Raw genomic sequence first — 18774 nt, forward strand, 5'->3', positions numbered from 1 at the left:
ACTCACTGTTCCAGTGAGGTGGCGGTGATCAAGACGGGGTAGTGCTCGATCTGCAGGCGAGTGGCGATGTCGTTGCCGTTGACCGGTAGGATGGTGATGTCCGGAGCGGCGGCTCGAATTCGGGCCAAAGCTTCGATATCGGTTACTTCAACCGCTAGACCGGCCGCGCCCATGTCCTGCAGTTCAGTCGCGCGTTGACGCAACCAAGCCAGTGACTGGGGATCCTCACCCACCAGGAAAAATGGCCGTAAGCCCGGCATGTTTAAGGCGCGAGACGTGATTTGGCCGGGGCTCAAGTGAGAGCTGCGGACGGGTAGTATCCAGGCTTCATCGGCAAACGTGGACAGGTCCGCATGCATGGCCCGATTAGGCTGGAGCTTGTTGTTTATTAGCGGCCTGGCAACCTGAAAATGGGGCCGGTTGAAGTCGCTAGGCTGATCCCCGGCTACGGTCAGCTCCGGCTGGGCGAAAGGTGCCAAGAGCAGGATGAAGTAGCAGGTAAGGGGCATTCGCTTCATGGTGGTGTGCCCTGTTTGAAGGAAGCCTGCAACCGTTCGAGTTGCCGGGAAAAACCGGCGCGGTAACGCGCGGCCGGCGTTCCTCCTGCCGGGCGGTGATAGCGTCCGGCCGCTGACACCCAATCACCGGTGGCGGCGTGATGCTCCTGTAGCAGCGCCGCGGTGACGGCGAGATTTCGGTCGGGGTCGAGGGCTTCGCAGGGACTGGAAAAACGTTGCCCGTGGTAGCCCAGGTTGGTTTGCCCCAATCCGGCATCGACCCGCTTGGCGTCATGTTGAGTGAGCGCCTGAAGTAAGGCGTGACAGGTGGCCTGGCGAGTGGCGAAGCGGTAGGGTGTTCCGGCGATGTTCAAGGTCCAAGGCCAGGGCAGCAGTCGGCCACGGACGCGGATACCACTCTCCTGCAGCGCAATCGCGAACAGCACCGTAGAAGGGATGCCGGCGTCATGCGCCGCCAGCTGATAGGCCGGAGGCGGAAGTTCGTCAGCCTGGACGGCGAGCACCGTCAGCGTGAGCGCAAGACCGCTCAGTCGAGCCGTTGCCATTGTCCGTTCACCTGTTGAAATGTGGCGGGCAATGGCCCCGGAGCACCCAGGCTGAACCAGCGACCACGGTCATGGTTCAGGGTGATCTGCCGGCGTTGAACCTTGGCCGGATCAATGTCCGCTTGCTGAGCCCAGTTACGGACGCGCTCATCCTCGCTTTGGCTGCCCACCAGGTAGATATCGAACGCCGTGTCGCTGCTTTGCAGACGCTGCGCTTCGGCGGTGCATGCCGGGCAGTGGTCCTCCACAAACAAAGCTGGGCGCGGAACGACCGATGAGCTGGCAGGGGACGAAGATGCCATGCCCTGGATCGGTAGCAGTCCGGGAAACAGCTTGGTCCAGGCCGCGGTGTAAGCGTTTTGGTAGGCCAACTCGCGCTCGGCGCGTTTGGCTTCCAGCGTTACCTGTAATTCGGCATAGCGCTGGCGCTCTTGGTCGGTCAGGGCCTCGACCCCGAGTGCGGTCAGCGGATCGAGGTTTGGACTCCAAAAGCCGCGTGGGCCGGCTTGGATCTGTTCGAAGCGCGTCCACTCCTGCTCCGTTAGACCCCAGCTCGCCGCCTGTTCAGAGTCAGAGCGCCTCAGCGGAGCGGACTGCGTGTCCTGGAACTGTGACTGTGCCGTAATGGGGTTGCCCATCGAAGCACTCGTGCTCAGTAGAGAAACCAGACAGACGACGAGGAGTAGTGGCGCTCTGTTCATGATCACTTCTCAAGGGAGGTGCACGGTCTGGTTTGGCTGAGCGACCACCGCGAAGATGGCTGAGTTCGGCTCCAGCACTTTCAGGTACCAGGCTCCGAGCTGCTCGCCGCTATGCAACAGCCGAACATCCGTGAGAGAGCGACTGTCAGGAGGGGCAATCGCCAAAAAGCGCTCACCCCCGCGGGACTCGACACCCAACACTGAGAACGGTGGCGAAAGCGGGGCAGGTTTAGGGCGAGCGGTCTTTTTCGGCTTGGTCGCGGATAAACTCGGAGGTAGGGGTGATGGCTGGGTTTTGAGGTCCAGAAGCTGCTGCTCGACCTGTTCAAGCCGTGCGCGCAGCGCGGTCAGGTCCGCCTTGGTGGCACGAGCTGCCTGACCGTCGCGCAGTTCCTGTATCTCCTGCGCCCATTGGTCCAGCATCGGATCGAGGGTATTGGCCTGTTGCTCACCGGTATCGACCATCTGCTTCAGATCTTTGAGTGCGTACTGCAGCTTCTCCTGTGCGTCCTTGAGCGCGCTTGAATCACGTTGCAGGGTGTCCAAAGTGTGTAGGTGCTGAGTGTTCGTACTCTGTAGCTCGGCCACGCGTTGGAACTGGTTGTACCAACCAGCGCTCAGACCGGCGACTGCCAGGCAAAGTAAGCCAACGATGAGGGTCTGAAATGTCGAGGCTTTCATGGTCGCTCCTCCGACTGATGGGGCGAGACGGGTGCGATCAGCGCGACACCGACACCCGTTTTTTGCTGTTCGAAGCAGACCGATCGGTTGATTTCATCGGTCGTGAGTCGCCAGGCGGGGCCAGCCAGCACTTGTAGCGCGCTGCGCAAAGGGATTGGACCAAGCCGGTAATGGGCCGCGGGCAGGGGCCGAGTAAACAGCACCTTCAGCGACGCAGTATCTGGGCAAAGCGCATAACCCGAACGCTGCAGCACGTAGTGCATCGCCTCCTGTACCGATGGGTTCAGGCTGGAAGGGATGTTCACTTCAATGATTTGAGCGAGAAGATCACGTTGTTCCGCAGTGGGTTCGGTGCTGACCAGCGTATAGCGGCCATAGCGGAGTTCTGCCGGATGGTCTACTTCGATTGGCCCCCTCGAAAACTGGGTTCGATTGGAGCCGCTGTCGATTTTCGGAATGGTCGGCAATGGGTTGGGGAGTTGCGCGGTGCAGGCGCTCAACAACCCCAGCAGGCAGACAGGCGTGAAAAAACGCTCCATGGAAAAAACCTCATGTCAGATTCAGTGCAGAACCTGACATGAGGTGAAGGCGCGACTCAGTGAGAAAGTTGATTCAAGGCGGGTCCTGTTTTAACGCCGAACACGTTGCTATTCATCAAAAATGGCGAGCCCATCCAAGACGGCAGCGTCGGGGTCGAAGATCAACAATCGCACATCCGCCAATGCCGCCAGATACAGTACGTTGACCAAGGCTTCCGGTGTGCCGGCGTCGAGTTGCTCTTGTCTCAAGTTTGAATAAGGTTTGCCCTCAATGTTCAGCAGATTCTCGTCCGTCCAGGGTGTGCCGATTAGTTTGCAACCGGTCCCGTGGCAATCCGGCAACGCGAACAGCTCAAACAAAAGGCTGGTTTTCCGCAGATCGGAGTGACTGACCCACTCTTCCAGATAAAGCATCGCTCCTTCGGGGAGGTGTGCGGTACTGATCTCCCAGGCTCGACTGTAGTGTCCCGTTTCGAAGCTCAAGCGATGGACCATGACTTGTGCCTCTTCCAGGGAGTACAGATCACCGAGGTGATGCCGCTCGTTGAGCATTTCGCCCATCACAGCGTAGATTACTTGGCGCACTAGCCCGGTGGACGGGCAGCGTTCATCCAAATCATCCGAAATGGATTGGCCTTCGCTGATCAAGGCGAAATCGTCATTGAACAGGCAGGGGAACAGTTGCAGCTCATTGTCGGGCAGTTGGGCTTGGGAGTCGTGCAGGGGTCGAAAGCAGGGAGGGTAGTCGTTTTCGTAGGTGATCAGTAGCAGCCGTTCGATATGAAGGTTGTCGTAGCCGCGAGCAAATGGATTTGAGGCCGGCAGCAGGGCTGCGGCTTGGGGGGCGGGGTTCATGAGGGTTCTCCAGGATGAAAATGAATAAGGCGCCCGAAGGCGCCTGTGAGGGTTAAAGCCAGCCATATTCGGCAAGGGAGAGCGGACGACCTTCACCCACAATGAAGTGATCCAGTACGCGCACTTCGATCAAGGCCAAGGCCTCCTTCAGCCGTGCGGTCAAGATGCGGTCCGCCTGGCTGGGTTCCGTGCACCCTGAAGGGTGGTTGTGAACAAAAATGGCGGCCGCAGCGTTATGCGCGAGCGAACGCTTAACGACTTGGCGGGGGTAAACGCTGGCGCCATCAATGCTGCCGTGAAAGAGGGCTTCGAACACCAACACCCGGTGCTGGGCATCGAGAAAAATTACGCCGAAGATTTCGTGCTCCTGTTGCACAAGGTGCAGTTTTAGGTAGGAGGCCACAGCTTCAGGCGACGTCAGGTTAGGGCCACGGGAGAACAGCCGACGATCCAGAATACGCAGCGCTTCGTCGATCAGCTGGTTTTCTTGGACGATACGATCAGCCTCGACATTTGAGGTTTCAATCAGTGTGAGTTGGGTGCTCATGGTGGTACCTCCGAAGGGAACAATCAGGGGTACACGCCCGAGAGGCGTGGTGTCCCCTGGGTGGGTGTGGAGTTGCAGGCGTTTGCAGGTTATGTACGGTTTACAGCCGAGTGAATCGGTGGCGCTGACCGTGCAGAGGTGAACCACAACCGTCGCAAGGCAACGGAGAAAAGGCTCTTATTCCCCAGCCAGTTTCGGGATCGAAGTCGGCACTAATGGGCATTAACCGAACCAGTCCACGATGGATGCCGGCGATCCGTTTCTCGCTTTCATCCGTGGTGTAGTAGAGCGATAACGTGCTGAAGTCCTCGTAAGCAGCCGCGAATAGGCAGTCGTCGCATAGCCAGAAGGATTCCATGTGGATTCTCCTTTGCGGAGTGAAAAAAAGGCGCTCGAGGGAGCGCCTTGATGAGGGGTATCGTGGGCTGTTCAGGCGGACTGAACGGTACGGGGGGCATCACGGCGCGCCGTGCTTGGAGCAAGTGCAGATTCAGGTTCGACCTGAGCTTCTGTTGGGTTTTCGAGCTCCTCAGCTTCGGCATCAGCCGACGTTGGGGATGGCTCACTGTTTGGCACTTGCTCAGCAGGTGCTGTTGCTTCCTGCCTGGCGGGCGCTTTGTACTCGACCGTGCCGTTGACCTTGATCCAGTCGATGAACAGCAAACGACCTTTCAGGCTGGCGCCCGGTTGGCCTTGTTTATCGCCTTTCTCGTAGAGAAACGGATCGATCCACAGGTCGCCGATACGAAACGACAGCAAGACCTTTTTCTCGGCTTTGACGGCGTCCATATAGAGACGAATCAAGCGTTCTGCTTCACCCCCAGCGACTTTGCAGTCGAAGCGGGTGTATTCCACCGCATCGGTGGCACCGTGCAGGGCTGCAATATCGCAGGCCATGAATGGTTGGCCGCGGCGGACTTGTACTTCACGAACTCGGTTGAGGTAACCGATACCGACGGTGTGCAAGTTGAAGTAAGTGGTCGCTTCATGGGAGTGGTTGGCGTGGGCCATGGTAGTTCTCCTGTTTCAAGGGAAAACGGCGACGCACAATCCCTTACGGGAAGTGAGCCCCCGTCAGGGTGGGTAAGGTGAAGGCAAGCGATGAGCGATTCACCATCGGCAAGCCGATGACAATCAGAACGATGCGACTTGGGGGAATAGCGGTGCAGCAGAGAAGTGTCTGCGGAGGTGATCCGCAGGCATGGGATAGTGGGCATTCATCACCGCCGATGCGGTAAACGCGCGAGCTTCCGAATGCTGATCGCACTTGGGTGAACCACCACGAACATGGCGTAGCCTTGAAGGTTCTGGCTACCTGGGCTGGGCTGTCAACGACAGCGGACCACGCCCTTTATATAAGCCTGTCACAGGGGAGCGTCAAGACGCTGCGACCCGGTTTTTTAAGGCCGGAATACGGTGGCAGTTACTGGAATTAAGAAAATGAAAAAATGAACAGTGGGCCCGGCTGGGCGCCAGGCGAGGAAGAGAAAAGCCACCTTTGGCGAACTGACGCAGTCGACAAGCTCCTCGCAAAACTTGGTTTAACTGCGCCATGATTCGCCAACCGACCCTTGTCGTGGCCTGGGTCGGAACCTGCTGGCACGCATCCGCGCACAAAGGGAGCCCAGTGTTTCCCCGGTGGGCTCCGGGACTGAATACGATCGCCGAAGCGGATGACCGCTATTGCCGGGTAGAGGCAACAGCGGTCATCCGCCACCACGATCAGGTCTAGCATAAAACGGGAATTAAATTCCGCAGAAAAGAAGGCTCCGAACTCTAAAAGTCCGACCGAGCCACCCGGAGCAAATCGGTCTTGGGTCGCCGTTGGCGATGATCCTGAAGCACTACAGCAGAGAGGGTGGGATCACGTCAAGCCAGTGGCGAAGGGGTTATTTGCTATTGAGATGAGCGGCCAGCTGTTCGACGGTCGTCAGGATAAAGGCACGGTCGCTTTCTTGAAGGCCGCTCAGCAGGCCCGCGATCATCCGGCCCTGGTCGTTGGGGCGATTGCTCGATTCCGTCAGCAGTTCATCCATCCGGCAGTCGAAGACGTCCGCCAGTTGCATCAGCTTGACCACGGAAAGCTCCACCACACCCCGCTCAAGGCGCGAAATGGCTTCGCTGCCTATCCCCAGGCGTTCAGCCACCTCTTCCTGGGTAAAATTACGCTGAGTGCGGTGCTTCGCGATCATGCGTCCGATTTGGGCTTGGGTTGGATGTTTATGTGTCAAGTGATGAGTTCTCCAATTCAACCCGAATGGTTGAGCAAAGACCCATTGACATGAACATCCTTAACGGTTGAGTATCGACTTTTTGGGTTGCTATATTGACTGAAATACCTTTTTGTCGCGACGTGACATGTGTTCCTACAGGAATGAAAGCACGTAGTGACCAGTGAGACTGAGCGGTCTGATAGGACCAAAGGGAGGCAAGGTTGAGCATGGGTGAGCAGCGCGAGAACGACATGGACCTGATCTGGGATCGAACAGTGGAGTTGTTCATCAAGATCCATGACTACCCTGATAGCCCCGAACACTGCGACAACCTTGTTCATTGGCTTAACGAAGATTCTGCTCACCTGAAAGCGTTCAACGAACTGGGGCAGATATGGATAGCGGCAGGCATCGCCTTGGCGCGTGAAGTCGGACAACCGCTAGGCGACTTGGAGAAGGATCAGCCGCCGTTGATGGTGCACTGACTCGCACATCACCCCCGAGATTCATGTGAACACCAATGGCACCTCATGGACGATGCGTCGCTTTGCTGATCGGCACGGTGCCTTTGCAGTCTGGATAGTGGGAGCATGACCAGAACGGTCCTGATTTTCCCTTTCGCCTGAGCATTGAGGCGTTGCACTTGGGGCAGCTCGGGCTCGTTTCGACCGCTATTGCCAAAGTGAGCGAGCGGTAGTGTGCGACCAACTGCGCAATCCAGTTCGCCTGCTTGGCAACGAACGCATCCAGGCTCAGGCGTCCCGCTTCGATTTCATCCAGCGCCTGTTCCCAGATTGCGGTCATACCTGGATCGGCGACTGCTGCCGGTACCGCCTCAATCAGGGTATGGGCCGCGGCGGAGGCCATTAAGGCGCGTTTTTTCTTCAGTAAATAACCGCGATCAATCAACCCTTTGATAATGCCGGCTCGCGTGGCTTCGGTGCCGATACCGGTGGTGTCCCGAAGTTTCTGTTTCAGGCGTGGGTCGTTGACTAGCTTGGCCACATTTTTCATCGCCTTGATCAGATCGCCCTCGGTGAGCGGCTTGGGAGCGGCGGTGCGCATGGACTTGAGTTCGACGTCGTTTACGGCGCACTGAGTACCCTGTTGCAGGAAAGGTAAGACTTGGGACTTTTGGCCGCGCTCATCGTCCTCGGTGTTTTCGGTGAGCAAGCCTTTCCAGCCCTGGATCAGGATCTGTTTGCCGACAGCGGTCAAACGTTCTTTGCCACATTCCAGTTCGACCTGGGTTCGATCAAACTCATGATGCGGAAGAAACTGCGCCAGGTAGTGGCTACGGATCAGTTCGTAGACCTGGCGTTCTTGTTCGGACATCCGCACCAGGTTTGCGGGCTCGGTGGTGGGAATGATGCCGTGGTGCGCGGTGACCTTGGCATCGTTCCATACGCGGGCGCGCAATGATCGATCGAGGCTCCCGAATGCAGGTCTGAGTGCAGGATCCGTTTTGAGCAGGGCATCGAGTACCGCGGGCGTCTCGTTGAACATACTCTCTGGCAAATAGCGGCAATCGCTGCGCGGGTAGGTGGTGGCTTTGTGGGTTTCATACAGGGCTTGGGCGATGTTCAGGGTTTCCTGAACACCGAGCCCCAGCTTACGCGAGCAGACTTCTTGCAACGTGCTCAGGTCGAAGGGCAGGGGCGGTGGTTCTCGGAACTGCTCAGTCTGCAACGAAAGTACCGTGGCGGACTTCTCGCCGGTGATTGTTTGGACCGCGTGATGGGCAAGCGCCTGTTGCAGGCAACGCCCCGCTTCGTCCCGTCCTGAACGTGGTGGTAACCACGACGCGATGAATCGCTGGCCCATCGACGATAGGTGCACGTCAACGTTCCAGTAAGGCACCGGGACGAAGCTGGCAATCGCACGATCCCGATCGACTACCAAACGTAAAGTGGGTGTCTGGACGCGCCCCACTGACAAAACGCCGTCGTAACCTGCTCGCCGACCGAGAAGGGTAAACAAACGACTGAGGTTCATGCCGATCAGCCAGTCGGCGCGGCCGCGGGCGAGCGCCGAGTGATAGAGCGGGAAAGTCTCCTGATCAGACTTCAGCGAGGACAGGGCTTTGCGAATCGACGCCTCGTTGAGGGCGGACAACCAGAGGCGCTGAACGGGACCTCGGTACTGGCAGAGCTCCAGTAACTCGCGGGCAATCATTTCACCTTCGCGGTCGGCGTCGGTCGCGATGATGACCGTGGCGGCTTCCTTGAGCAGGCGCTTGATGATTTTGAACTGCGTGGCAGTCTTGGGTTTGACCTCGACCTGCCACTGCACGGGAATGATCGGAAGATGATCCAGCGACCAGGATTTGTATTGGTCACCGTAAGCGTCAGGTGGGGCTGTCTCCAGCAAGTGGCCGATACACCAAGTGACGGTTGTCTCTATACCGATCAGGCAACCATCGCCGCGCCGGGTGGCTCCAAGTACTTTGGCAATGTCCCGACCTTGGGAAGGCTTCTCGCAGAGGAAGAGGCGCATAGAACTGCTCCGGATTGAGTTCGGAGCAGCGTTGTTGGAAACAGCAGTGGCGAGATATGAGAAACCTGAATGGCAGGTTCCTCATATTAGTCCGTGAGGGCAGCCTTGAATGGGCCGAAGCTGCTACCTTGTTGTAGCGTGGACGACAGGGCGGGGCTTCACGAGCAGTGAGTTAAAACTGACCGGCGACTTCGCGCAAAGGCGCAATTTTTACGCCTGAAGTCTGTCAGGCCCCAGGTGTTTACCCTCCGCGCTTCTTGGGTTTCGACGCCGGTGTACTGGCCTGCTCTGTATTTTGAGAAATCGCGGGTTCACTGGAGCGCTCGCGCATGACCACGCCGTTTAACCGGTGAGGCAGGATACCGACTCGACGGGCCTCGATCTTGAAGGTCACCCGCGCGTTATCTTCGCTGTCCTCCCACTCGTCGCGCACGGTACGACCTTCAACCAGCACGCGCATGCCTTTCTGGTACAGCGTGCTCCAGTGTTCAGCCTCGCGGTGCCAAAGCTCAACCGGCGCCCAATAACCGCCCCGATCTTCATAGTTACCCTCGCGTGGCACGGGGTTGTCGAAGTACACATTCAGCCGTAGCAAACGTCGTGGCTCGTCATTACCGGATGGAAATTCCTGGAACTCTGGCGCACTGCCTATATTGCCTTCGCCAACGAAAAAAGTACTCATCGTGATACCTCCATTGCGGGTGTGAACTGGCGCAGCAGCTGTTCGGCGCTGGCCATTTTGATTGCGCAGGTCGTGGCCTGGCGGTAAAGCGAATGCACCACGCTCATCTGCAGGTTGAGTGCAATGCGGTCGCATTCGAAACGGTGCAATCTTTCGCGTACGACCTGCGGCAAGGCTTCGTTGCAGACCTGGCGTTCCCAGACCGAGACTCCCATACGGGCAAAATCACGGGTGCGCCAACGCAAAAAGGTGCTGCCGGCGCTGGTGTTCTGCAGCACCAATCGGATATCCAGCAGTGAGTAAGGGGGCTGTCCGGCCTGCTGCACCACGGCCTCCATCAGGTGGCATAACTGCGCCTCGATTTCCCTCGCCACCTGGGCCAGGTGCTCCAACTCCCCCTTACCCTTAAAGGGCTTTAAAAGGCCTTTTAGGGAGGCTGCGTGTTCAAGCTGTCGATAGGCGTCCTGTGTCAGCGCTTCGAAGTGCATTGGTTGAGCCGGGATCATCGGATTCATGCTTGGTCCTCCGGCTCATTCACTGTCGCAGACGACGCTCCCACGTCCTCTGCCAACGCGTCGGCGTCATCCACTGCCACCGCACCACGGCGAGTGATTGGCGGCGCGAACTGGGAGCGGCGATGCCCCTCAAGGATGTCCATCGGAGGCAAACCCATCTTCTCGATGGCCGCAATGGCACGGGCGTTGTTCGCCGCCATATCATCACGTGTGACGCCGGCATGCCGATAACGCTGGGCCTGGCCGAATAGGCTGCGCAGCAGATGGGCGCCGTCATCGATCCAGGCTTCCATGTCCCTGCGACCGATCAAGGCGGTGTGATGAGACAACAGGGTTCGGCGTACAAGAGTGTCGTAGTCGGTCAGCAGGTAGACCGCCAGAAAACCTAGCTGGCTGCCGATGTACAACGGCAAGGTGACGGGGTGGATGTTGAGGTTGTCGCCCATGTCGATCTGCGTCGGCAGATCCTGTCTGATCCGATCCAGCTGTTGAGTCAGCTCCAGCATCCCTGCCTTGGCCTGCATCAGTTTTTCTTCGAGTTGCACGATGGCCCAATCGGCATAGGGATCGTCCTGGGCCGCGGTTTGTTTGATCAGGTTGGTGACACTGATGTAGCCGGCCATACCCATGATCGAGTGCACGCCTTCGCGTGCGGCTCGACCTTGCCAGATACGGGCGGCATGGTGGGTGTGCAGGGTCAGGGTGATGCTGCTGCGCAATGAACCCAGATTGAGTTGATAGTGATCGGCCACGGTGGTGTCCTCGCATCGGCTTGGACGGGAACGTTGCGACAGATGCGGGTCAAGGACAGCCAAAAAGCTGAATGCGGTCTGTTCGGTTTGGTTTAAGAGGGTTAACTATGGAGACGTCAATGGGCGGAGATGTCCCGGCTTTTCCCTAAGAGTTTCATAGTTTGGTCCGACATGTTCGTAGAGTGGAACTCAATGGATTTGATGCCACTGGCATCAAATCCATTGACGTCTACGTTCATGGGAGGAGATGTCCCGGCTTTTCCCTAAAAGTTTCATAATTTGGTTCGATGTGTTCGTAGATTGGAACCCCATGGATTTGATGCCACTGGCATCAAATCTACTGACGTCCACCGCGTTTGCCACGCAGTTGGCGCAGCTCATTCAGGCACGCTTGGGCGAGGGCGGAGGCGGGTTCGCCCTGTTTTCGAATGGGGCGCGAGGGGGTTGGTGCTGGCGGTTTTGCAATGGGTGACGGTTCGGCCTGACCTGCCCAAGGATGAAATTCGCCGTTCAGCGCACGCTGGATCAGACCCATCAGATACGCCGCTGGCTTGCGGATTCCACCGGCCGCACAGCGTGCCCCCGCTTCGTTGAGCACCGCCTGCCGATCCGCTGGTTTGAGCTTGTTCAGCGCCACGGCGACGGCCTGACGCTCGCTTGGGCTCAGGTGCAGCGCAGCGGGCCAGTGCAGGTTATCCACCGCTGAGGTCGCGCGCGGTACTGTACAAATGCTTTCTTTTAATACAGTACAGGCGGCGTTCGGATTCCGAACGGTGCCGGAAACACTGGCGTTCAGACTCGGTTCGGAATCCGAACGAGGGCCTGCACGATTCCGAACGAGGGCATCTTCCCCCCGTTCGGAATCGTGCACCGCGGAGTCGCTTGCCGGATCCAATCCTTGCTGCATCCAGTGTTCGCCCCAACTGTCGAGCCGTGTCGGTAGTCGACCTTGATCGATATTCGTGTCCTGGCGGATTTCTTCCACAATGTGCTGCGCGACAATACGCACCGCCTTGGTGGCATGGCCGAGGGCATGTCCGACCAGAGCCAGGTAATCCTGATCCAGTTCCATGGCTTCGGCGGGGGTTAACGGCTCATCGTGCAGAACGTACAGCGAACCTTGAAGACGTCCGCTGAGCTGATCGCGTCCGCGACTCACCAAACTGAGCCAACGCGTCAACCTGAGCATCGTCAACACCCGAGCGATGGTTTCACGGGAGGCTGACGCACCGTAGGGCACGCTCGAGAGGTAAGGCTGCAAATCCTCATAGCGTGGCGTGACCACGCCCTGACCCTGCAGCATGAGTCGAAATACCTGCCAGGCATTTCGCTCCAAGGGCGTCAGCCGATTATCCAATAGCAGCCGACAGGGCACGACTTCGTGTGATTGGCCACTAAACAGAAAGCCCGCCTGTAGAGCCTGGTTGGAGGGCTGTTCAGTGGTGGGGCGTTCGGGCCAGCGCTCTTGCAACTGCTGGGTGCATTGCTGCAGGACACGTTGCCAGCGACTGGAATGAACAGCATTCATGTGTTGTTGCTGTACTGGTCGATTTGCTGCCAAACAATGGTCAAGCTGATCTGCTGTTCCTCAGCAAGCATCATCATGGCGTCGAGTTTATCCTCGGTCCCGTCTTCTGTTCGTATTTGGCACCAACGTTGCCACAACGCATGTTCCTGCGCTTCGCTCAAATGTTGAGGACGGCCTTTACGGGTTTCTATCTTGAGTAGGCGCCGGCGCATGGCTGTTTCCGAATGCGCCAAGCCAAAGCACTGGTACATGATGGTGCTGCTGGCGCCGAGCTTGAGCGCTCGGTTGATCAACCGTTCGTTCTGTTCGTCGCGTTCAGATTGTTCAATCAAACGATGTAGCACCGGCGAGTCAATCTTGACCTCCAGCCAAGGGACGGTGGCGTGGGCCAGGCGCGATAGTGTGGTCGGCGGTAAGGATTGCAGCAAGAAAATGTCATCCTCACTCAGTCCAAGCGCCTTGCAGCGCTGCAGGTTCCCCTGGCGGAGTTCGTGTAGTACCTGGGTTAGCATGGCTTGATTGAGCATATTGAAGGACAGGTTCATCTCAGCTCCTTCGGTGAGTTATCTTCAGCGGTGAGCGTTAAGTCGATTAGACGCCGTGCCAAGCGGATCAGGCGAAACAGTTTGATTAGCAGATTGTCAGGCAGTCGCTCCAGCCCCACGTCCGTGACCGGTCGATCTGGTAGAGGGAGTTGATAGACCCCCAGCAAAAGCTGTCCGAACAGTGCGGAGGGTATTTGCTTGCGATCCTCCCAGTTCACCTCATCTTGAGCACGTAGCAGGGCCAGGAGCATTAGGTGAACGCCGATCGAGCGAGGCGTTGAAAGATCAAGTTGCTCAATGTCCAGCGCGAAGCCCAAGCCAAGCTTTTGATCAATGATGCTCTCGGCATCTCCGGCATAGGCCGCCATTTCCCGAGCCAGTCCGGCAATGGCTAAACGCAGTTGTTCGGGCGTATCCAGCGGGGGTGGGATGAGCCAGAGGTCGTCGATTGGGCAGGTATCGACTGGAGACTTCCCCTCGGTGTCTATCTCACGATCGATTTGCTCACGAATCTGCTGAACGCGTGATCGAGGGCTGACCGCAGGTGAAGCATTTATCTCGGGTGCTGTGAGCAGTTCTCCTGAAGTTGGCTCTTTCTTGCTCTTGGCGTCAGTTGATTCGGGGTCAGTGTCGGAGGAGGGCGACTCTGCCGCAGTTTCATCCACGCTTGGCAGATGGCTGTTTTCTGAAGGCGTGGTGGTGACAGTCTCAGGCGTGGAGACGACCCGTTGGGTATCGCTCAACTCTAGGGCCAGCATACGGTAGGACTGTCCGAGCAAGCCGCTCATGCGTTCGAGCAACTCGTCCTGGATCTGTTCAAGATCAAAGGATTCAGGATCGCCATCGAAGTAGCCCATGGTCTCTAGCCAGAAATCTGCAAATGAAACTGCGGCGTTTGGATAACGGTTCCAGGTTCGCTCAGCCTGACTACGTAGACCGATCAGGCGCTCTATCTGAGTCTTACCCAATCCGGCATACAGCGTTTGTGGAATGGCGGGTAATAAGTGTTCGAGAGTGTCCAGCATCCGGCTGATATGCGACTGCGAAATCGGATAGCCTCCAGCGGCAAGGCGTTTTGCCAGCTCTCGTTGCGATAGCACCGCTCCCTCTGCTTCGAGCATGGTTTTGAGCTTGGCTACCGCCAGAGCCCGTTCGATGAAGGTGAGTTGGCCGTGCAGATCGCTTTCAGCCAGATGGCCGAGTAGGGCGGTGAGCTCATTGGTCCAAGGTCGGAACAGGCAATGAATGCGAAAGAAGCGCTCGTCGCGGGTTTCCTGCCACAGCTCGCCGAGAATCGCCAAGCGCGTATTACCCCCGTTGCGGATGATGAAATAGGTTTCGCCCGGGCGGCGGGTAATCGGTGGCGGTTGATCCAGTCCGCGCTCACGGATCGACACCTTGATGTCGTCGTACAGCGGATTACGGATGAAGCGCGGGTTGTGTTCGTAGGGCCGCAACTGCTCCAGCGTGACCAGCATGGGCGTGTCGATGAGTGGATCGGACAGCCGCGCCAGCTCCGGGCCCCGAGGGAAGTGGTCCTGGTGCAGCTTGTCGGTGATCTGCTCCTGACTCAGCTTCTTCATCTGAACAACCTCAGTTAACGCCGGTTGCGCAAATGGTCACCGACCTCGAACTTGACGATCTCGGCAGTGCCCGAACCTTCGAAATGTCGGGAGAGTTCTGCGAGGAACCAGCCCATGGCCGAGCGCCCACCCTGCAGGCGAAAGACCACGGTGCAGTACTCCTCACAAGGTGGGTGGTGTGGTTGAGTGGACGGTGGAACGATGATGGGAAGCTGATACAACATCAACAGACTCCTTGCCAAACGCTGTTGGCATCAAGATCGATTAACCTAAACGGCTATCGAGAACACTCGCGCGACGAGTCGCCTGATTGAATCACCGAGACTCTGTTTACCGTGTAGATTGCCGAACGCCATTCCGGGAACAGCGCGGCGGCCAACGCTTGCATGGTTTCTAGCGTTGATGACGAACATCGTCCGGGTGACTGGCGACTCTCCATTCGGTGTACTGGAAGTCCAAGAGATGCGGCGTTGAGGTACGCCACCCCGATCTGGAATTAGGGTATATAGGATTGATATGTTGGGTGTTTTAATGAAGGTTTCGCGCAGACCCCGAATGATCATCTGGGTATCCTTCCGCCGTGCGTTTACTTGGTTAAGCAGCAGTCGCAGCGATGGTGTTGTTATGCCCAAGTGACGAAACGGTTCTAGTTCACTCAGCAGCTTTAGGATGCCGCGATGCAGCTCGCGTGCGGCGAGCATTTCCGGAGTGACGGGCGAGAGGGCAAGATCGGAGGCCAGCGTGGCCATCTCCAGAAGCACGCTGCGTGCGCCTTGGGTGTCGATCAAAAGAAGGTCATAGCTGGCGCCGAATTGGTCAAGTAAATTTCGCAGCCGCAGCCGACAGTCGGGGGCATGCAGCAGTAATGTGCTCAACCGACCTTGATCGTCATTGGAGATAATCAAGTCGAGACCTTTGACCTCTGTTTTGGAAATAATCTGTGCAGGAGATGTCTGATTGAGTGCTATAAACTCGTACGTCCCCGCAGACGCTTTTTGATTCAATGCGTAATAGCTGGAGAGGGTGGGTTGGCTGTCCAGATCAAGTAGCAGCACACGGAGGCCCGTATCCACTAGCAGACCGGCAAGATTGGCCGCTACAGTGGTTTTGCCGACAGCTCCTTTGGTCGAAACAATCGATATCTCACGCATACCATCAGCCCTCTTGCACCAAACGTTCGGTGATCCATTGCTCGATTTCCAGCGAGTCCCATCCGACTGCACGCAGTCCAATACGTTTAGCTTTAGGGAACTTACCTTCCTTCATCAGGTTGTAGATGTGAGCGCGCTTGAATCCGGTTTTTCGCTCCACCTCATCACGGCGCATGATATGGCGCTCGACCTGAGGATTAGGTGCATCAGCCGTAGAGAAAGATTGATTAAGCATGTTGGTCACTCCTAGCGCCGTATGGCATCGGGTGGGAAGTGACCTGGATTCAATAGTAGAAAGCGGGAGTAGTCATTGCAGTGCAATTGAAGTGATTGCAGTGCAACCCTCACTTTTTAGCCTTTGCAAGGTTGCGTCTGCCGGCCGCAAACTTTCCGTCTAGTGTGCGTTTGCTCAGACCCTTTACGCCGCCGTAGTGCGCGGTAATTGAGTCGACGAGAGAAGCTTGACTGTCGAAAACGGAGTGCCGTCTACCGGTGCTGGTGGAACCTAAGATGGTTTCGACCAGCGCGCCGATAATGTTAAGTAAAGTTTCCTTGCTGCCTTCACTAAGTTGGAGTTTGTTTTCGGCGAGCTCGCGAAGCTGTTCGCGCTCCAGTCCTGCAGCTTTCAACTCATCAGTCAAAGTTTGGAGTTTCACGCCGCTAGCTTTTAGCTGTACCTGTAGGGCATCTCGATCGGCTTGTAAGGTCAAGTACGTGTGGTTGTGGATTGTTTCCTGACTGATTAGCGGTGGGCCGAAAAGAAAAGATGGTCGTTGATCAGGGTGGTACATAGACATCCAGCGCTTTAAATCTGAATGTCGGATGGTCAGGAGCCTGAAGTCGACAGGTGTGCCTGGAGTGACCGTAATACCCAAGGCTCCGTACGGAATCTCACGATTTCGAATGGCATCCAGAATCTTCCAGAAGTTCGCGTGCAGGCACGGCCACTGCGGAAACTCATTGCTTAGGCGATCGGGATGGCCCCATGCGAACTCGAGGATCACGGACTCATGGGCAGTTAAATTACTCCAACGTATTGCGGCTTCGATGGGCCTGTAGAACAGCTTTTCAGTTGGAGTCACTCTACTAGCTTCGTTCATAGAGGTGGCCTCTAATAGAAGGGTGGTCCGCTACGGGAGGTCTGAATGCCTTACGCGATGAAATAGGCTTCCGTGGTTGCTACCAGTGTGAATTTGTTCATGCAAGTCGCGGCTTGGCAGTCGTTAGGGATAAATACCCAGCGCGTGCATTCGCCGATCCCAGCAGTTAGCGAACTAATGGCTTGAGCTCGGTGCGCGAAGGAAAATCTAGACAAACGCTCACGTCGTCGCGTAACCGAAAATTACTATTTATTTCCTGGATAATGCAATTTTGCGTTGTCGTTATCTGTGGGGGCTAGTGAGTGGTCTGTGACGGCTTTAGTTTTTGCTAAGTGCAAAGAAGCCCTTTATGAGTGCAATAGCTCCTTGTTTTTTTTACTGTCGACTTAGATTTATTTTTTCAGTGCTTATGCCTATGGCTTTCAGTTATGAGCTAATGGTCAATCGTTATAGTTACCGCCGGTTTTGTTGTGTTAGGTTTTTATAAGTTCTATCGAAACAGCAAGGGAGGTCGTGACGTGAATGGATTTATAGAGACCGATAATCTTAGTTATTTCAAAGTAAATCGACAGGCTTATGTTTCCCCCCAGGTTTACCAGCAAGAACTCGAATCGGTCTTCGACAAGAGTTGGTTGTATCTGGCCCACCTCAGCGAGGTGCCAGCGGCCGGGGACTTCCTTACCCGTGACGTGGGCGGGCGCAACCTGATCTTCCAGCGTCAGGGCACCGGTGAACTTGCGGTGTTCCTCAATGCCTGTTCGCACCGGGGCGCGCGGGTGTGCTCCGAGCCTCAGGGCAATACCCAGCGCTTTAGCTGTCCTTACCACGGCTGGACCTACGACACGGCTGGGGCGCTGATTGGCCAGCCAGACAAGGCAGCCTACGAGCATCACGGCCAATGCAACCTCGACCTGTCGCTGACCCGCATCAAGCACTCCGTCTACAAGGGTTTAGTGTTCATTCACTTTGCCCGCACGCAGAACACCCTGGAGGACTACCTCGGGCAGGCTGCCGACTACATCGACCTGATCCTCGACCAGTCCGAGTCCTCCCTGGAAATAATCCCCGGCGCGTTTGACCATGCCATTCAAGGCAACTGGAAATTGCTCGCCGAGAACGGTGTTGATGCCTACCACCTGCCGTTCGCCCACAAGCGTTACCTCGAATACCTCAACACCCTGGGCACCGATCCGGCGTCCCACAAGCGTACCGGCGAAGGTTTATCCCTGGGCAACGGGCACGGCTTGATCATGAGCGGGCCCCCCTCCACGGGCCGGCCGATTGCCTATTGGAGCCCTTTGTTTCCCGAGGCACTGAAAGCGCCGATTGCCGATAAATTCGAGCACCTGGTGCAGCGCTTCGGACTGGCGCGGGCGCAGACCATCGCCCACACCAACAAGAGCCTGTTCATCTTTCCCAACCTGGTGATCAACGACATCCTGGGCCTGAACATCCGCACCTTTTTCCCCGTCTCCGCTACCCAGGTCAATGTCACCGTATGGGGCGCGGGGTTCAGCAACGAGAGCCGAGAGGAGCGGGCAGCGCGGATCAACGGCCTGATCTCCTTTATTGGCCCGGGCGGCTTCGGCACCCCGGATGATGTGGAAATCCTTGAGTCCTGCCAGCGGGCCTATGCCCACAGTGCCCTGGGCTACAGTGATTTTTCCCGGGGCATGGGGCCAGGCACCCAGCGCCACACCGATGAAGAACAAAACCGCAGTTTCTGGCGTGAATGGAGCCGTCGCCTCGGGCAACAGACCCCTCTGCGCCAACTGGCCATCGCTGTTTAGCCAGTCACTATCACCGACTCCTGGCAGATCTTC

Annotated in this window: 22 protein-coding genes and 1 pseudogene; 2 read left to right on the forward strand and 21 right to left on the reverse strand. The window is 57.1% G+C overall.

All coding sequences use genetic code 11. From position 1 onward, the window contains the following. Positions 1-2 precede the first annotated feature (2 nt). The 10 genes from ACUN0G_RS11125 to ACUN0G_RS11170 form a co-directional block, all read right to left on the reverse strand. On the reverse strand, positions 3-518 hold the full coding sequence (locus ACUN0G_RS11125) for an integrating conjugative element protein (RefSeq protein ID WP_445573389.1): 516 nt from the start codon (positions 516-518) through the stop codon (positions 3-5). Next, positions 515-1063 (reverse strand): lytic transglycosylase, encoded by a 549-nt coding sequence (locus ACUN0G_RS11130; RefSeq protein WP_307518517.1) that lies wholly within the window; start codon positions 1061-1063, stop codon positions 515-517. The genes ACUN0G_RS11125 and ACUN0G_RS11130 overlap by 4 nt, the downstream gene beginning before the upstream one ends. Beyond that, positions 1045-1764, reverse strand: coding sequence for a TIGR03759 family integrating conjugative element protein (locus tag ACUN0G_RS11135; protein ID WP_445573390.1), 720 nt, complete (start codon positions 1762-1764; stop codon positions 1045-1047). The genes ACUN0G_RS11130 and ACUN0G_RS11135 overlap by 19 nt, the downstream gene beginning before the upstream one ends. Before the next feature lie 9 nt (positions 1765-1773). Beyond that, on the reverse strand, positions 1774-2445 hold the full coding sequence (locus ACUN0G_RS11140) for a chemotaxis protein (RefSeq protein WP_445573391.1): 672 nt from the start codon (positions 2443-2445) through the stop codon (positions 1774-1776). Further along, on the reverse strand, positions 2442-2984 hold the full coding sequence (gene pilL2, locus ACUN0G_RS11145) for a PFGI-1 class ICE element type IV pilus protein PilL2 (RefSeq protein WP_445573392.1): 543 nt from the start codon (positions 2982-2984) through the stop codon (positions 2442-2444). Before pilL2 ends, ACUN0G_RS11140 begins: the two co-directional genes overlap by 4 nt. A gap of 108 nt (positions 2985-3092) precedes the next feature. Beyond that, positions 3093-3839 carry a DUF5983 family protein gene (locus tag ACUN0G_RS11150; RefSeq protein WP_445573393.1) on the reverse strand — a complete coding sequence of 249 codons (747 nt, stop codon included), beginning with the start codon at positions 3837-3839 and terminating at the stop codon, positions 3093-3095. A 52-nt stretch (positions 3840-3891) separates the two neighbouring features. Next, positions 3892-4386 (reverse strand): RadC family protein, encoded by a 495-nt coding sequence (radC, locus tag ACUN0G_RS11155; RefSeq protein WP_307518507.1) that lies wholly within the window; start codon positions 4384-4386, stop codon positions 3892-3894. Positions 4387-4486: 100 nt separating this feature from the next. After that, entirely contained in the window at positions 4487-4744 is a 258-nt protein-coding gene (locus ACUN0G_RS11160; RefSeq protein WP_307518505.1) for a hypothetical protein, read from the reverse strand. Between the two features lie 71 nt (positions 4745-4815). Further along, entirely contained in the window at positions 4816-5397 is a 582-nt protein-coding gene (locus tag ACUN0G_RS11165) for an STY4534 family ICE replication protein (protein ID WP_445573394.1), read from the reverse strand. Positions 5398-6275: 878 nt separating this feature from the next. Then, a complete protein-coding gene (locus ACUN0G_RS11170; RefSeq protein ID WP_307518501.1) occupies positions 6276-6617 on the reverse strand; it encodes a helix-turn-helix domain-containing protein in 342 nt (113 codons plus the stop codon). 209 nt (positions 6618-6826) lie between these two features. On the opposite strand from ACUN0G_RS11170, the gene ACUN0G_RS11175 reads away from it, so the two are divergent. Beyond that, positions 6827-7084, forward strand: a complete 258-nt coding sequence (locus ACUN0G_RS11175) for a hypothetical protein (protein WP_445573395.1) — start codon at positions 6827-6829, stop codon at positions 7082-7084. 43 nt (positions 7085-7127) lie between these two features. On the opposite strand, the gene ACUN0G_RS11180 is transcribed toward ACUN0G_RS11175, so the two are convergent. The 11 genes and pseudogenes from ACUN0G_RS11180 to ACUN0G_RS11230 all read right to left on the reverse strand — a co-directional run bounded on the left by ACUN0G_RS11180 (position 7128) and on the right by ACUN0G_RS11230 (position 16951). Continuing rightward, positions 7128-9095 carry a DNA topoisomerase III gene (locus tag ACUN0G_RS11180; protein ID WP_445573396.1) on the reverse strand — a complete coding sequence of 656 codons (1968 nt, stop codon included), beginning with the start codon at positions 9093-9095 and terminating at the stop codon, positions 7128-7130. A gap of 241 nt (positions 9096-9336) precedes the next feature. Next, complete coding sequence (locus ACUN0G_RS11185; RefSeq protein ID WP_445573397.1) at positions 9337-9777, reverse strand: single-stranded DNA-binding protein; 441 nt, start codon at positions 9775-9777, stop codon at positions 9337-9339. Then, positions 9774-10292, reverse strand: a complete 519-nt coding sequence (locus tag ACUN0G_RS11190; protein WP_445573398.1) for a DUF3158 family protein — start codon at positions 10290-10292, stop codon at positions 9774-9776. Before ACUN0G_RS11190 ends, ACUN0G_RS11185 begins: the two co-directional genes overlap by 4 nt. Beyond that, positions 10289-11044 (reverse strand): PFL_4669 family integrating conjugative element protein, encoded by a 756-nt coding sequence (locus ACUN0G_RS11195; RefSeq protein WP_445573399.1) that lies wholly within the window; start codon positions 11042-11044, stop codon positions 10289-10291. The genes ACUN0G_RS11190 and ACUN0G_RS11195 overlap by 4 nt, the downstream gene beginning before the upstream one ends. A 337-nt stretch (positions 11045-11381) precedes the next feature. Further along, on the reverse strand, positions 11382-12572 hold the full coding sequence (locus ACUN0G_RS11200) for an STY4528 family pathogenicity island replication protein (protein ID WP_445573400.1): 1191 nt from the start codon (positions 12570-12572) through the stop codon (positions 11382-11384). Further along, a complete protein-coding gene (locus ACUN0G_RS11205; protein WP_445573401.1) occupies positions 12569-13117 on the reverse strand; it encodes a DUF2857 domain-containing protein in 549 nt (182 codons plus the stop codon). The genes ACUN0G_RS11200 and ACUN0G_RS11205 overlap by 4 nt, the downstream gene beginning before the upstream one ends. Next, complete coding sequence (locus ACUN0G_RS11210) at positions 13114-14700, reverse strand: ParB family protein (protein ID WP_445573402.1); 1587 nt, start codon at positions 14698-14700, stop codon at positions 13114-13116. Before ACUN0G_RS11210 ends, ACUN0G_RS11205 begins: the two co-directional genes overlap by 4 nt. Before the next feature lie 14 nt (positions 14701-14714). After that, positions 14715-14924, reverse strand: a complete 210-nt coding sequence (locus tag ACUN0G_RS11215; RefSeq protein ID WP_057023655.1) for a hypothetical protein — start codon at positions 14922-14924, stop codon at positions 14715-14717. Positions 14925-14977: 53 nt separating this feature from the next. Beyond that, positions 14978-15851 (reverse strand): annotated as a pseudogene (locus ACUN0G_RS11220) (ParA family protein). Positions 15852-15855: 4 nt separating this feature from the next. After that, positions 15856-16086, reverse strand: coding sequence for an AlpA family transcriptional regulator (locus ACUN0G_RS11225; RefSeq protein ID WP_057023657.1), 231 nt, complete (start codon positions 16084-16086; stop codon positions 15856-15858). 109 nt (positions 16087-16195) lie between these two features. Beyond that, complete coding sequence (locus tag ACUN0G_RS11230) at positions 16196-16951, reverse strand: hypothetical protein (RefSeq protein ID WP_445573403.1); 756 nt, start codon at positions 16949-16951, stop codon at positions 16196-16198. A gap of 632 nt (positions 16952-17583) precedes the next feature. Between ACUN0G_RS11230 and ACUN0G_RS11235 the strand changes: the two genes are divergently transcribed. After that, the gene (locus ACUN0G_RS11235; RefSeq protein WP_445573404.1) at positions 17584-18741 is read left to right on the forward strand and encodes an aromatic ring-hydroxylating dioxygenase subunit alpha; all 1158 of its coding nucleotides are present in this window, start codon (positions 17584-17586) and stop codon (positions 18739-18741) included. Positions 18742-18774 lie beyond the last annotated feature (33 nt).

Source organism: Pseudomonas sp. 32A, assembly GCF_052682255.1.

What these genes read in the sequence shown, in the direction of transcription:
- ACUN0G_RS11125 (WP_445573389.1), bottom strand. Translation starts at nt 518, where the DNA reads ATGAAGCGAATGCCCCTTACCTGCTACTTCATCCTGCTCTTGGCACCT.
- ACUN0G_RS11130 (WP_307518517.1), bottom strand. Translation starts at nt 1,063, where the DNA reads ATGGCAACGGCTCGACTGAGCGGTCTTGCGCTCACGCTGACGGTGCTC.
- ACUN0G_RS11135 (WP_445573390.1), bottom strand. Translation starts at nt 1,764, where the DNA reads ATGAACAGAGCGCCACTACTCCTCGTCGTCTGTCTGGTTTCTCTACTG.
- ACUN0G_RS11140 (WP_445573391.1), bottom strand. Translation starts at nt 2,445, where the DNA reads ATGAAAGCCTCGACATTTCAGACCCTCATCGTTGGCTTACTTTGCCTG.
- pilL2 (WP_445573392.1), bottom strand. Translation starts at nt 2,984, where the DNA reads ATGGAGCGTTTTTTCACGCCTGTCTGCCTGCTGGGGTTGTTGAGCGCC.
- ACUN0G_RS11150 (WP_445573393.1), bottom strand. Translation starts at nt 3,839, where the DNA reads ATGAACCCCGCCCCCCAAGCCGCAGCCCTGCTGCCGGCCTCAAATCCA.
- radC (WP_307518507.1), bottom strand. Translation starts at nt 4,386, where the DNA reads ATGAGCACCCAACTCACACTGATTGAAACCTCAAATGTCGAGGCTGAT.
- ACUN0G_RS11160 (WP_307518505.1), bottom strand. Translation starts at nt 4,744, where the DNA reads ATGGAATCCTTCTGGCTATGCGACGACTGCCTATTCGCGGCTGCTTAC.
- ACUN0G_RS11165 (WP_445573394.1), bottom strand. Translation starts at nt 5,397, where the DNA reads ATGGCCCACGCCAACCACTCCCATGAAGCGACCACTTACTTCAACTTG.
- ACUN0G_RS11175 (WP_445573395.1), top strand. Translation starts at nt 6,827, where the DNA reads ATGGGTGAGCAGCGCGAGAACGACATGGACCTGATCTGGGATCGAACA.
- ACUN0G_RS11180 (WP_445573396.1), bottom strand. Translation starts at nt 9,095, where the DNA reads ATGCGCCTCTTCCTCTGCGAGAAGCCTTCCCAAGGTCGGGACATTGCC.
- ACUN0G_RS11185 (WP_445573397.1), bottom strand. Translation starts at nt 9,777, where the DNA reads ATGAGTACTTTTTTCGTTGGCGAAGGCAATATAGGCAGTGCGCCAGAG.
- ACUN0G_RS11190 (WP_445573398.1), bottom strand. Translation starts at nt 10,292, where the DNA reads ATGAATCCGATGATCCCGGCTCAACCAATGCACTTCGAAGCGCTGACA.
- ACUN0G_RS11200 (WP_445573400.1), bottom strand. Translation starts at nt 12,572, where the DNA reads ATGAATGCTGTTCATTCCAGTCGCTGGCAACGTGTCCTGCAGCAATGC.
- ACUN0G_RS11205 (WP_445573401.1), bottom strand. Translation starts at nt 13,117, where the DNA reads ATGAACCTGTCCTTCAATATGCTCAATCAAGCCATGCTAACCCAGGTA.
- ACUN0G_RS11210 (WP_445573402.1), bottom strand. Translation starts at nt 14,700, where the DNA reads ATGAAGAAGCTGAGTCAGGAGCAGATCACCGACAAGCTGCACCAGGAC.
- ACUN0G_RS11215 (WP_057023655.1), bottom strand. Translation starts at nt 14,924, where the DNA reads ATGTTGTATCAGCTTCCCATCATCGTTCCACCGTCCACTCAACCACAC.
- ACUN0G_RS11225 (WP_057023657.1), bottom strand. Translation starts at nt 16,086, where the DNA reads ATGCTTAATCAATCTTTCTCTACGGCTGATGCACCTAATCCTCAGGTC.
- ACUN0G_RS11230 (WP_445573403.1), bottom strand. Translation starts at nt 16,951, where the DNA reads ATGAACGAAGCTAGTAGAGTGACTCCAACTGAAAAGCTGTTCTACAGG.